This is a genomic window from Paenibacillus sp. FSL W8-0919 (assembly GCF_038003785.1).
GTDB classification, from domain to species: Bacteria; Bacillota; Bacilli; order Paenibacillales; family Paenibacillaceae; genus Paenibacillus_AQ; species Paenibacillus_AQ lactis.
In genome coordinates this window covers 3,012,633-3,025,790 of record NZ_JBBOPV010000001.1, presented here as the reverse complement: position 1 = coordinate 3,025,790, position 13,158 = coordinate 3,012,633, and the positions used below count along the sequence as shown (strand labels likewise).

11 protein-coding genes are annotated in these 13,158 nt (G+C 53.1%); 4 read left to right on the top strand and 7 right to left on the bottom strand.

The window, feature by feature from the left end; all coding sequences use genetic code 11:
- Positions 1 to 15: 15 nt before the first annotated feature.
- The 3 genes from NST44_RS13385 to NST44_RS13375 form a co-directional block, all read right to left on the bottom strand.
- A complete protein-coding gene (locus NST44_RS13385; RefSeq protein WP_340899847.1) occupies positions 16 to 825 on the bottom strand; it encodes an HAD-IIA family hydrolase in 810 nt (269 codons plus the stop codon).
- Positions 826 to 1,183: 358 nt separating this feature from the next.
- On the bottom strand, positions 1,184 to 2,929 hold the full coding sequence (locus tag NST44_RS13380; RefSeq protein ID WP_213614703.1) for a glycerol-3-phosphate dehydrogenase/oxidase: 1,746 nt from the start codon (positions 2,927 to 2,929) through the stop codon (positions 1,184 to 1,186).
- A gap of 341 nt (positions 2,930 to 3,270) precedes the next feature.
- Positions 3,271 to 4,143: an AraC family transcriptional regulator gene (locus tag NST44_RS13375; protein WP_007127639.1), complete on the bottom strand. Its 873-nt coding sequence runs from the start codon at positions 4,141 to 4,143 to the stop codon at positions 3,271 to 3,273.
- Positions 4,144 to 4,275: 132 nt separating this feature from the next.
- On the opposite strand from NST44_RS13375, the gene NST44_RS13370 reads away from it, so the two are divergent.
- From NST44_RS13370 to NST44_RS13360, 3 genes are all read left to right on the top strand, one after another.
- On the top strand, positions 4,276 to 5,334 hold the full coding sequence (locus NST44_RS13370) for a Gfo/Idh/MocA family protein (protein WP_007127638.1): 1,059 nt from the start codon (positions 4,276 to 4,278) through the stop codon (positions 5,332 to 5,334).
- On the top strand, positions 5,331 to 6,188 hold the full coding sequence (locus tag NST44_RS13365) for a sugar phosphate isomerase/epimerase family protein (RefSeq protein ID WP_007127637.1): 858 nt from the start codon (positions 5,331 to 5,333) through the stop codon (positions 6,186 to 6,188). Before NST44_RS13370 ends, NST44_RS13365 begins: the two co-directional genes overlap by 4 nt.
- A 72-nt stretch (positions 6,189 to 6,260) precedes the next feature.
- On the top strand, positions 6,261 to 7,157 hold the full coding sequence (locus tag NST44_RS13360) for a sugar phosphate isomerase/epimerase family protein (protein WP_007127636.1): 897 nt from the start codon (positions 6,261 to 6,263) through the stop codon (positions 7,155 to 7,157).
- A 157-nt stretch (positions 7,158 to 7,314) separates the two neighbouring features.
- Here NST44_RS13360 and NST44_RS13355 read toward each other — a convergent pair whose 3' ends face one another.
- Together NST44_RS13355 and NST44_RS13350 are read right to left on the bottom strand one after the other, a co-directional pair.
- The gene (locus tag NST44_RS13355; RefSeq protein WP_007127635.1) at positions 7,315 to 8,346 is read right to left on the bottom strand and encodes a Gfo/Idh/MocA family protein; all 1,032 of its coding nucleotides are present in this window, start codon (positions 8,344 to 8,346) and stop codon (positions 7,315 to 7,317) included.
- A gap of 23 nt (positions 8,347 to 8,369) precedes the next feature.
- Positions 8,370 to 9,257, bottom strand: coding sequence for a sugar phosphate isomerase/epimerase family protein (locus NST44_RS13350; protein WP_007127634.1), 888 nt, complete (start codon positions 9,255 to 9,257; stop codon positions 8,370 to 8,372).
- A 257-nt stretch (positions 9,258 to 9,514) separates the two neighbouring features.
- On the opposite strand from NST44_RS13350, the gene NST44_RS13345 reads away from it, so the two are divergent.
- Positions 9,515 to 10,420 (top strand): helix-turn-helix transcriptional regulator, encoded by a 906-nt coding sequence (locus tag NST44_RS13345; RefSeq protein ID WP_340899839.1) that lies wholly within the window; start codon positions 9,515 to 9,517, stop codon positions 10,418 to 10,420.
- On the opposite strand, the gene NST44_RS13340 is transcribed toward NST44_RS13345, so the two are convergent.
- Positions 10,380 to 11,615, bottom strand: a complete 1,236-nt coding sequence (locus tag NST44_RS13340; RefSeq protein WP_340899837.1) for an aminotransferase class I/II-fold pyridoxal phosphate-dependent enzyme — start codon at positions 11,613 to 11,615, stop codon at positions 10,380 to 10,382. The genes NST44_RS13345 and NST44_RS13340 overlap by 41 nt on opposite strands.
- A 7-nt stretch (positions 11,616 to 11,622) precedes the next feature.
- Positions 11,623 to 12,549 (bottom strand): D-alanine--D-alanine ligase, encoded by a 927-nt coding sequence (locus tag NST44_RS13335; RefSeq protein WP_340899835.1) that lies wholly within the window; start codon positions 12,547 to 12,549, stop codon positions 11,623 to 11,625.
- Positions 12,550 to 13,158: the final 609 nt, after the last annotated feature.

Genomic DNA, 13,158 nt, shown 5'->3' with positions numbered 1-13,158 from the left:
CTTATTTTTTGTACCTTAAGAACCCGCTTCATTTGCCTCTTTCACGGTACGGCTGCGATAAATATCGTGGACCGAATCCAGAATATAGGTTGGCTTCACATCGCTGTCTTTCAAATCCTCCGAAGTCGAGACGCCGGTAAGCACCAACGCTGTGCTCATCCCGGCCTGATTGCCCATTCGAATATCGGTTTCCAGACGATCTCCCGTCATGAGGCACTCTTCAGCCTTAACTCCCAAAATATCAAGTGCCGTCAACGCCGTCAAGACGGAGGGCTTACCCATGACGGTTGTAATTTTCATGCCGGTCGTGCCTTCAATAGCCCCGATCATGCCGCCGCAATCAGGAATATCGCCTCCCGGCATCGGGCATGTTCGATCCGGATGCGTAGCGATAACGGCCGCGCCTCTCTTAATCGATTGGTATGCAAAGTCCAGATGCTTATAATGAAAGTCCCGATCCCAGGACACGACAACGACGTCCGTCTCTTCCGGCGCGGAAGCAAATGTAATCCCGTTATCCAGCAGCTCCTGCTTTAATATCGGCTCGCCGATGACATAAACCTTCGCCCCCGGATGATGCTTGTGCAAATAATGAATCGTTACGAGTGCGGGATTCAAAATGTTATCCAGCTCCACCCGGATTCCGAGCTTCCCTAGCTTTTTCAAATAATTTTCTCGGGAATCGATCGTTTTGTTCGTCAGAAACAACAAGCGTTTATTCAAGCCCTGCAAATAACGGACGGCCTCTACGGCCCCCTCGATCGCTTCCGGCCCTAAATAAATCGTGCCATCCAAGTCAAAGATATACCCTGAAAAATGATCCATACTCGATCTCCTCTGCATGTTCCATCTTGGAATTTTGATAGATTCACAATCTGACTCGTGGGACTACGAAAACGGAGCCGCACGTGGTCTAGTATTCATATGTTCCGGCACAGCCGGTTAGTCCTTGCCGAAACCACTTGCTAAAGGAGCCGGATTTCTAAAATCGCCCATAAAAAATGAGAAGCTCCTCTGCATAGCAAGATGCTCATTCATGCAAAATGAATGATTCCGTTATGCAAAGGGCTTCTCATCATCTCCGCCCAGCTCTATAATCGATAATTTAATACTACAACCAGTTATTCCATTTGACAAGTGAATCATGGGGATCATTCGGTTCGAATGCCGAAAATGGGGACCATTAGGTTTGCGTTAGCTGTTTCGCTGCCTCATCCGACACAATCAGCTCGGCGGGATCTTGGTCAGGCTCCAAGGGGAACCGCTCAAGTAGGTTGCCTCCTCCAAGCCCCCATGCCATCTGAAGCTGATCCTCAAGCAAACGCCACTGCCTGGCCTGCTCTTCTTCATCCCAATCCAGCAGCTCGCCCATGATCTCCATGACGGGAGCGATCATCCGCTCGGCCGTCTCCCGCTCAAACCATACCCAGCCGGTTCGCCGCAGCAGGAAATCTTCGGCGGCAACGGTCATTTCATGCTCGATTGAATAGATCAGCTCTGCCCGCAGCAGCTTATATTCATCCTTTTCCTCAGCTGACGAAGCCCGATAAATGTCCAGCAGCTTCTTGGCGTTCGACCCGTATCTTGCTATAAGTCTTCGCATGGGGTCAGCTCCGATTCCTTGAAGGGCACCCTGTTCGACCATCATTTCCTTGAACCGTTTATAAGTAAGACCGTTCAGGTCCCCTCCGCTGATTGGCGTCCGGTCGGTCATGCAAGGAGGATAGATCGTTCCATCCTCATCCTGGATGTGCTTAGACACGAGGTCCACAACGGACATCGCCCTCTTGCGAAATCCGGTTAGATTTCCAGGCCTCGCTGTGATCAACCCTGATTCGGATATGAGAATGCCATCCTTCCCGGTCATGTCGGGAGACTGTCTGTTCTCCGGCTTGAACATCGCGCTTAATCCGCACCAGCCTGATTCGATATCCCCATGCTCCAGGCGGATTCCGGGGAACAAGCCGTTGACGGCGCCCATCAAATACCGCTTATCCTCGTCCGTAATATCTGGTGTCCCGACACCTCCTCCAAACGGAGTCCCGGTCATACCGATGCAAGTCTTAGAATCCTTAGGGATGACGAGGACTCTCCTTCCTCCGGGACCTTCAAAACAAACAGCCTGACGAACAGGGAGTTTGTTATAATCGACAACAAGATGCACCCCCTTGGTCAATTGCAGCTGCTCGCTGGCCAGCGAGTTGTCCATTTGCCTTACCTGATCCGCCCATGGGCCGGCGGCATTCACAATTTGGCGGGCGAGGATCGGATATCGGATTCCGCTTGAGCGGTCCTCGACACGGACGCCTGCAATCCTCCCGCCCCGATAGATAAAACCCAACACTTTTGCGTAATTGACCATCAGCGCGCCCTTCATCCGGGCAGCCTTCAGCACCTCAATCGTCAATCTCGCATCATCAGCCCGGTACTCACGGCAGTAGGCCGCCCCTTTTAACGCGTCCGAATTCAGCAGGTTTTCCAAAGACAGGGTTTGTTCCCGCCGGTACATCCTTCCCCGACGGCTAGCCTTCGCACCGGCAAGCCGATCATACGCATACAGCCTGATGGAACTCGCCAAATAACCGCTGGGCTGATGTTTATAAATCGGCAGCAGCACTGGAAGCGGTTTCACCAAATGGGGGGCGCAGCGACGCAGCAATGCCCGCTCGGTACAAGACTCGCGTACCAAACGAAGCTTCCCTTTCCTGAGATATATCAATCCGCCATGGATCACCTTGGCGGATTTGCCGCTTGTTCCGGAGGCGAAATCATTCATCTCCACCAAGCCGACCGTCATTCCACGGCAGCTGGCGTCCCAGGCAATCCCGGCGCCCGTAATGCCACCGCCGATCACCAGAACATCCAGCTTGCCCCTCTCCATGTCCTGTAAATATTGGGCCCGCAGCTTTGCGGATAACCCTTCGTTCACCGTCAATCACCTCTTTCCCCAACGCCTTGATATAAGAAAAACGTCTATCGACGTGCTTTCAAGGAAGACAAACCTCGTTTAGCAGTAGTTTTTTGCGAGATCTGGCAGCAGCTTCCTCCGGAGTTTATAGCTTCAGATAGCTAAAAAAGAACCGCATCTGCCGAAAATGCGCACGTCATACGCATCCATAGCAAAAGGGTCCTCCATGATCTCCGCCCGCTTATGCATTTAAGATAATGATATTCATTATAGGATGCATTGATCTATATGTCTACAGTCTTATCCTATGATACAGCGGCACGGCGTATGAACTGCCTGCACATGGATCAGCTTATGACAGATCAATGAGAAACAGCACTGTTTTTTCTTAAAAAAGAAGGGGCAAGCCGTTTATATTTCTTGAAGATGCGGCTGAAATAATAAATATCCTTGAACCCCGTCGCTACCGCGATCTCGGAGACGGTAAGCGGGCTGCTTCGCAGCAGATAATCCGCTTTATTAATCCGGGTCTCGTTAACATATTCCGTTACGGTTCTTCCGCTCAGCTCTTTAAACAACCGGCTGAAATGATATCGGCTGAGACCGGCCATCCCGGATAGCAGCTCGACCGAAAGCTCCTCCTTGTAATGCTCCTCAATGTATTTGAATATCGGGGCAAAACGCTCTACGTTCTTCATCCGCTCCACATATTCATCCTGTGTGAGAACGGTTGCAACATAGCCTCTCAAGAGCAGCGTAAGCAAGCGGTACAGCTCGGATTTAATGGCGAGCTCATAACCGAATTCCCGCTTTTCCAGCTCTTGGATGATCGCCAGCATAGATGAAAGAACGTCATCTCCGTTAACCCGGTTGGCGAACACCAGACGATTTTGGGTAATCGGCGTAATGAATTTCATCTCCGGCGCATCCAAGGAATGGCTCTGGAGCAGCGAGAAGTCCACGATTAACGCATAATAGAACAAATGATCAGACTGACTGATTCCATAATGAAGCTCATTGCGATTAATGACAATCAAATCGCCTTCGCGGGCATGCAAGGTGGAGGAACCGCACTCCAGCATTGCTTCTCCGGAGACAAAATATAAAATTTCCAAATGCTCGTGATAGTGGCGATTAAACATGACCTGTCCCCTGCCCTCGAACTGGCAGAGATGAACCTTGATCGGAAATTGGGGGTCCGGCATCGTCATCGGTTCCCGCAGTGTATGGTCCAATGCTCTGGTCTCCTTTGAACTTGATCAAGACAGCACGATCGTACAAACAAAAAGCACGGTTTATCATGGTGTCTTTCCTTAGAAGCATTATAATACAGAAGTGTAATGCAGTAAATTCAGAGGAGTGAAATCATGAAATCAATTAATGTTGGGGTCATTGGAACTGGTTCGATCTCTGCTATGCATTTGCAATCCTACCAAAAACACGCGAACGCGAATCTGCTCGCGGTATGTGATTTAAATGAAGAACGCGCACGGCTTGCGGCTGAAAAGTACGGCGCTACCAAAGTATTTACAGATTATCGCGAGCTGCTGGCCGATCCTGAGATCGATGCGGTAAGCATCTGTACCTGGAACAATACCCATGCCGAGATCAGCATTGCCGCTCTTAACGCCGGCAAGCATGTCCTCGTCGAGAAGCCGCTGTGCCGTACGGTCGAGGAAGCGCTGCGCGTTCAGGAAGCGGTGAAATCCTCCGGCAAGCTGCTTCAAGTCGGCTTTGTCAGACGTTATGATCCGAATGCTCAAATGCTGCGCGAGTTCGCGGACAAAGGCGAGTTCGGGGAAATTTATTTTGCGAAGGCCTCTTCGATCCGCAGACTCGGAAATCCGGGCGGCTGGTTCTCCGACATTGAACGTTCAGGCGGCGGACCATTGATCGATATCGGCGTTCACGTCATTGATCTGTGCTGGTACATGATGGGACGTCCGAAGCCGGTAGCGGTCAGCGCCAATACATACCGCAAGCTGGGCAACCGTTCCAATGTCCGGAATCTGTCGTTCTATAAAGCTGCAGATTATGATGCAGAGAAGAATACGGTTGAGGATATGGCCAATGCGATGATCCGATTTGAAAACGGTGCTTCCTTGCTGGTTGATGTCAGCTTTACGCTGCATGCGAAGGATAATCAGCAGTCCGTCAAATTGTACGGCGACAAGGGCGGATTCGAGATCGATCCTGAAGTTGTCATCGTCACCGAGAAGCATGATACGATCATCAACATCCAGCCTCAAACGGACCACAAGGGATTTGACTTCAATTCCGCTTTCCAGAGTGAGGTCAACCACTTTATCGCAAGCATTGAGAACGGAACCCAGCCGCTCAGCCCGGTGGAAGACGGTGTGGAGATTATGAAAATTCTGTGCGGTATCTATGAATCCGCCGAAAAAGGAGCTGAAGTTCTGCTATGAAACTTGGCGTAAGCTCGTACAGCCTGTACCAGGCCATGAACAAAGGTGAAATGACCATAACCGACGTGATCGACTACATTGCCGAAATCGGCGGTGAGCATATTGAGATCGTGCCCCTCGGATTCAATTTAAAGGAAAATCCGGAGCTCATCGATACGATTAAGTCCCATGCCGCCGCCAAAGGGCTCGAGCTCTCCAACTATGCCATCGGCGCGAACTTCGCCGAACTCGACGATGCCGCTTATGAGGCAGAGATCGAGCGCGTAAAAAGCGAAGTCGATATTGCAGCAGCCCTGGGCGTAAAGCGGATGCGCCATGACGTGGCAACGTCCAAGGACTTGTCGCTCGTTCATTTTATCGAGGAGCTCCCTCGCCTTGCAAATGCCTGCCGCATCATCGCGGATTATGCAGCCGAGCGCGGCATTATCACCAGCGTGGAGAATCACGGATATTTCATTCAGCACAGCGACCGGGTGAAAGCGCTTGTCCAAACCGTTAACCATCCAAACTTCAAGACGACGCTGGACGTCGGCAACTTCATGTGTGCGGATGAGGAATCCACCGTAGCCGTGAAGAACAATATCGGTCTCGCCTCCATGGTGCATTTCAAGGACTTCTATTACCGTCCGGCTAGCCGTCCTCCAGGCGGAGGCTGGTTTAACACGTCTAGCGGTAACTGGCTTCGCGGTGCCATTGTCGGCCAAGGCGACATTAAGATTCCAGAAGTGATTCGCATCGTGAAGGAATCCGGTTATGACGGCTACATTTCCATTGAATTCGAAGGCATGGAGGATTGCCGCACCGGAACCAAGCTGGGCCTGGAGTATGTGCGCAAAGTGTGGAACGAAAGCTGAGCTTTTCATTTTTGATATTCAATCAATAGAAGCAAACGATCGACGACAAAGATTGAGGGAGGAGTTTAAGCGATGTCGAAGCCTATCATGCCGAACAAAATCGGCGTTATTGTTGACAGCTTTCGGGTTGGCGTAAGAGAAGGTTTGGTTAAGGCAAAAAATGTTGGTGCCGACGGTGTTCAGATCTACGCTGTTCATGGAGAGATGGATCCGGCCAATCTGTCCGCGTCCGCACGGAAGGAACTGAAGGATTATATTGAATCCTTGGGCCTTGAAATCTCGGCGCTGGTGGGAGACCTGGGGGGCCACGGTTTCCAGGATCCGTCCGAAAATGGGGCCAAAATCGAGAAGTCGAAACGCATCATGGAGCTGGGTCTTGAGCTTGGCACCAATATCGTGACCACCCACATTGGCATCGTGCCGCAGGACCGCAACAGCCGCGTATACGAGACGATGCACAACGCCTGCCTCGAGCTTAGCACGTTCGCCAAATCCATGAACGCGTTCTTTGCCATCGAGACGGGACCGGAGCCTTCCGCCCATCTCAAGTCCTTCCTGGACGGTCTTGGCTCGAACGGCGTATCCGTGAACTTTGACCCGGCCAATATGGTGATGGTTACCGGCGATGATCCAGTCCAAGGCGTATATAATCTGAAGGATTACATCGTCCACACGCACGCGAAGGACGGTATCAAGCTGGCCGAGTTTGTGGATCCGCGTGACGTGTACGGAGATTTCGGTTATGAAGCGCCGGCACTTGATCATGACAAGATTGCCGACATGGCGGAGTCCGGCGAGAAGTTCCGTGAAGTTCCGCTCGGCGAAGGCAGCGTGGATTGGCCTGCATATCTTCAAGCCTTGAAGGATATCGGCTACACTGGATATTTGACGATCGAACGTGAAGTGAAAGCCAATCCGGAGGCCGATATTAAGCTGGCGGTTGACTTCTTGAAGACGTTCCGTGCGTAGCGCCTAACGAATACTTCACAATTGTGAGACGAAAGAAACGGGGCTGTCCCGCAGATGAACTTCCCCCTACAGTAGCAGGCTTTATGGTTTCGCCTGTCTACCATATGGGGAGCATCTGGGACAGCCCCGTTTTATTAGGGATACAATATTTATACGCTTACGATACGCTCTGCTTCCCGGACAGCGCTTCCAGCGCTCCCTGAGCCTTGGCCGAGCGGATCTCCGCTTCGATGATTTCCAGTGAGCCTACGGCACTCTCCGGCGTGCATACCGTTACAGCCTTCCCTTGTGCCACGCTGTCAATGAAATAGCGGAGCTCGCGGTAATATCCGGAATCACCTGACAGCTCAGCCGTAAAGCCCGGCGCGTCCTCTGGATACACCTTCACTTCATTGTTTTCAAAAACAATCGTAGCCTTCTCCAGGTTCACTCGGTACCCCATATAGAAGCCGTGGTCGCCATGCAGGGTCCAATCCGCTCTGGCCGTAATGACCTTGCCGTCCGGATAGCTGTAATGCGTCGACACGATATCGTACGAGCTTCCTTCGATGATATTCTTGGCGAAAGTAGATACATGCTGCGGTCTGCCTAACAGCCAATGGATCATATCGACGTCATGGACATGCATATCCGTGATGCAGCCGCCGCTCTTGTCTCCCTCGAGGAACCAGCCTTTAGGCGGCTCGGAGCCGCGGAAGAATTCGCCGGCTACGATTTGTCCGTAACGCCCGTCCTCCAGGCAAGCCTTCAAATATTCGTACGCTGGCCAGAAGCGAAGACATTGCCCGATCATTAGGGTTGCCCCCGTACGCTCAGCCGTCTTCACCATCCGCCAGGCTTCTTCCGAGCTGCCTGCGATCGGCTTCTCGCATAAGACATGAATTCCGCGTTCGAGCAGCATGCAGGTCATATCCGCGTGCAGATTCGTCGGCAAGCATACATCGACGATGTCGAGCTCCTCATTCTCCAGCATGCGATCGATATGGTCATACAGCCGGTAAGGCGTAAGATCATACACTTCCCGCTCGGTCGCCATATTGCCGTTAGCCTTGCTCTCTTTCAGTTCATCAATTCGGATATCGCAAATCGCGGCAAGCTGGATATCCGCTCCTTCATCCATTAGCCGCATGTAATTGTCAAAGTGCATACGTCCCATAAAACCAAAGCCCAACAGTCCGATTTTCAGCATGCTGATCCCCTCCTCTTCTTCTCTTAAGATTGTCCCAATTGCTCACGCACGGCCGTTTGACGCAGCGTTGGCGTCCGGCCAAGAATCGCATCCATGGCGTTCGAGGTGTTGAAAATGATCTGATCCGAATAGTGCTTGTAAGCAGGGATCATCTCCGCGGTGACATAATTGTCATAGCCGATTCCCTTCAATGCCTCGACCACGGCAGGGTAATCGACGTCTCCAGCCAGCAGGTCCACGAAGCCGTGCAAGCCTCCCGCCTGTCTGCGGTAATCCTTGAAATGAACCTTCTTGATTCTTGATCCCAGAATGCGAATCCAGTGCTCCGGATAACCGCTGTGCACGACGTTACCTACATCAAAATAGGAGCCGACATAATCGGAGCCGATCTCATCAATAAAGGTGCGCAGCTCCAATGGAGAGAGCAAAAATTTGTTCCAAACGTTCTCGATGGCAATCGCCACCCCCGCGCTTTCGGCATACGGAACCAGCTTGCGGATGCCTTCCTGCGCCCGTTCGTAAGCTACCTCGTAATCGATAACCGCGGAGCCGGGGACGAAGTCCACGCCAACCGCGCCAGGAATAACCAGGATCGCATCCACTCCAAAAGCTGCAGCCAGCTCGAGCTGTTTTTTGCAAATATCGAATGCTTTTTCGCGCACTGCCGGGTCATCGCTTGTCATCGGATAATCCCAGTACAGGCCAGTAGCAAGCCCGGCGATTTCCAGATTCGCGTCCTCCAGCTGAGCCTTGATGTTCTTAACCTCCTGATCGCCGGCCTGAAGGCCAAGCTCTCCATCCTTATTCAGCGACAGCTCGATCCCTTCGAAGCCGGCCTCCTTCGCCAGTTGGATGCATTCCGCAATAGACGCATCTCCCCGAAACGACCAAATGTTGATCCCTTTCTTCATAACGAATACCTCCCCATTTGTTTTGGTTTGCTGCTAGCCTGCCACGGATGCCGGGTTAGCCATGAAAATGAAAGAAAGCTCCTAGAAACGCATCATTTGACTTTTTCCGTCAAGTTGAAAGGCAGGGAATGTCATGTAATAATACTTATATAATAAACAAAGACTCGTCTGATTGATTTAGATAGAAAAGCGATTTTTTGGACAATTTCGTTATGTTGCCAGGAAGGGTTATGTAGGTTAAAAAGGAGGAACAGCTTATGGCCGTCGAGGCATCGGAATACCCTCTGCAGCGGCTCGCCCCGGTTCAGCAGTGGTCTCCCAGCATTCATTACGCCCAGCTTCAACGAATGGGGACCGGAGCTCTTCCGCAGCGCAGATTGTACGATTTCGAGCTGCTGTATGTCAGCCAAGGAGAGGCCGTCACGACGATGTACGGAAAGCGCCATGTTATTGAGGCAGGCCAGCTCATCTTTCTGCCCTCCGGCGTTTACCATCAGAATGAAGTGACCTCGATCCCGGAAGCGCATTTTCTCGGCATTCACTTTGATTTTTTCGGAGAGCTTGAAATCCAGACCGAAGCGGACATGATTGTGAACGAAGCCGCCGTAGCGGCGGATAAATTTGCCAGGGAGGCCATCTCGGAGGTTTTCCCTCCGCTGTCTTCCCGGACGATTTACACGCCTCCGCTCTCCTGCGTTCAATTAATGGAGCGGGTCGTGGAGGAGTTTACGCTCCGTCCCGCGGGATATGAGCTTGTCTGTAAAGGGTTGATGCTGGATATTCTCGTTCAGTTATTCCGCACCCACTCCTCCCAGGCTCTGACGGAAACGTCGCCCCATGACGGCAAGCTGATGGATCTGATTGCCCGCATTGAAAAAGCTCCAGCCGAAGACTGGAGCAATAAACGGATCGCGGCGCATCTGATGCTGAGCCCTGATCATACCGCCAAGCTGTTTAAGCGCCTGGCGGGGATGCCGCCAAGCGAGTTTGTTCAATCGGTTCGCCACCGCGAAGCACGGCGGCTGCTGCGGGAAACCGATCTTTCGATTGAAGCGATCGGAGACCGGATCGGCTACCCGGATATCCATTATTTCAGCCGGATCTTCCGCAAGCTTGAAGGGATTACAGCGACAGACTACCGCAAGCTTTCGAGAATTCTGTAGGGAAAGCCGCATGAACGGAAGGCAGAAGCTCCGCCGACTTCAGCCAACGGCCGATCCGCTCAACCGCCTCCTGGAGCTGCGCGGAGGAAGCTGCATAGGAGCAGCGGATGAATCCTTCCCCGCCAAGACCGAATACGTGGCCGGGCACGGCTGCCACCTTCGCCTCGCGCAGCATCCGTTCGGCGAACTGCTGTGAGCTAAGCCCCGTTCCGGCAATGCTCGGAAAGGCATAGAAGGCTCCCTTCGGCTCGCGGCAGGGAAGGCCGATCTCGTTCAGCCCTTGAACGAACATCTTCCGGCGTTCATCGAACGCCGCCTTCATGGATTCCTTGTCCTCCTGCCCGTTTCTCATACATTCAATCGCTGCGATCTGTCCCATAATTGGAGCGCAGAGGGCCGTATACTGGTGAATTTTTATCATCCCCTTAAGCAGCTCCCGTTCTCCGCATAAATACCCGACCCGCCAGCCCGTCATGGCGAAGGCTTTCGAGAAACCGCCGATGACGAGTGTGCGGTCCCGCATCCCCGGCAGGGAGGCGATGCTGGTATGCTCCCCGACGTACGTAAGCTCCGCATACATTTCATCCGAGATGACAACCAGATTGTGCTGAATCGCGAGTCTGGCAATCGGGAGCCAATCGGCAGCCGTCATCACAGCCCCCGTCGGATTGCTCGGAAAGTTCACGACGAGCGCTTTGGTTCGTGGTGTAATCGCCTGCTGCAGCGCGTCGGCGGTCAATTTGAAATCCTGCTCGGCAGTCAGCTCCAGTTCCACGGCACGTCCGCCATTCAGACTGACGAGCGGAGCATAGGCAACATACCCCGGCACAGGAATGATCACCTCGTCGCCCGGGGATACAAGGGCGCGCAGCGCCAAGTCGATCGCCTCGCTGCCGCCCACCGTGACCAGCACCTCCCGCGACGGCTCGTAGCTCAGCTGAAAGCGGCTGTACAAATACTCCGCAATAGCTTCCCGCAGCTCCATTAGCCCCTCATTCGGCGTATACATGGTCCGTCCGCTCTCCAGCGCCCGGGCGCTCGCCTCAATGGCACGCTTCGGGGTAACAAAATCCGGCTCGCCGACGCCCAGGGAGATCACCTCCGGATCCGCTTCGGCCGCATTAAAGAACTGCCGGATCCCTGAGGGCGGCATGGTTTGCACAATCGGCGTCAGGAAGCTATTCGTTGTATTCATATTCGCTCTACTCCTTGTATGTGGTATTTTCTCTTAACCGTTCCGATAAAGATGACGTAATGATGGCATCCAGCAGCATGCTGAATGAGAGGCCTGCCGCCGCCGCGCTTTTGGGCAGCAGGCTCGTTCTCGTTAATCCCGGCAGCGTGTTGACTTCCAATATAAACGGAACGCCGTCCTTCAGGATGATATCGACCCGCGCATAAACGCTGCACTTCAGCGCCTTATAGCATTGAAGCGCTGCCGCGCATACCTTCCTCTGAAGTTCCTCCGGCAGCTCGATCACCTGCTCTTCGGCTTCGCCTTCCGCGTATTTGGATGTGTAATCAAAGAATTCGGCATTCGGCTTGATCGACACGATCGGCAGCAACTTTCCGTCCAAAAAGGAGCAAGTGATTTCCTGGCCTTCTATCCACTGCTCGATCATGACCGATCGATCCCATTGGAGGGCATCCGCCACTGCCGCTTTCAGCGCATCCCGGGACCGCACGATACGAGTCCCGATGCTGGACCCTCCCGTATTCGGCTTAACCACGACGGGGAATCCCAGCGACTCCACATCCGCCGCAGCCAGCTCCTCCAGACTGCCGACGATGATCCAATCGGCTGTATGCAATCCTTCATACCGAAGCAGCTTCTTGCTGACATCTTTGTCCATACAGATACTGCTGGACAATACGCTGCTGCCCGTATATGGAATGCCCATGGACTCCAGGGTGGCCTGTACTGTACCGTCCTCCCCGTACTGGCCGTGCAGTGCAAGCAGGGCAATGTCGATCCCTTCGGTCTTGTTGATCAGGTCGCGCTTGTCATTGATTTCAATCGGGATGGCCTCGTACTTGGACGGATCCAGATGAGCCATCATTTCCTGACCCGTGAGCAGCGAAATGTCCCGCTCGGATGAAACGCCTCCCATGATGACGCCGACTTTCATGATGTGTGACCTCCTTCATGTAATGTGAGCTGGCCCCCAAGTGGAAAGCTTGCCGTGGGCCTGCTTCGCAATCCGCATGCGGATTGTGCCTCGGATCCCTTCTATGGGGCTATTCCGCACTACGCATGCGGCGGATTGCAGTTCCCGTTCCTTCTGCGGGTCTATGCAGCACTACGCATGCGGATTGCTGTTTCCGATCCATCTGTGGAGCTATTCAGCACTACGCATGCGGATTGCTGTTTCCGATCCATCTGTGGAGCTATTCAGCACTACGCATGCGGATTGCTGTTTCCGATCCATCTGTGGGGCTATTCAGCACTCCGCATGCGGATTGCTGTTTCCGATCCATCTGTGGGGCTATTCAGCACTCCGCATGCGGATTGTACCTCCGATCCCTCTTATCCCCAGATTCCCTGTCATCCCATTTCCGTTGTTGGAATCCGGGGATAAAGGGGCACGCTTCGCTTCTACGGTCCAATTCCGCCTGCTCCGTTGATGCGGTTGTTGTGCTGCTCTTGCTTGGCACAAGTCCCTTTTGGGGACTTGCTCCGCCACGGCAGGCTCCTTTTCGACCGCACAAGTCCCTTTTGGGGACTTGCTCCGCCATCG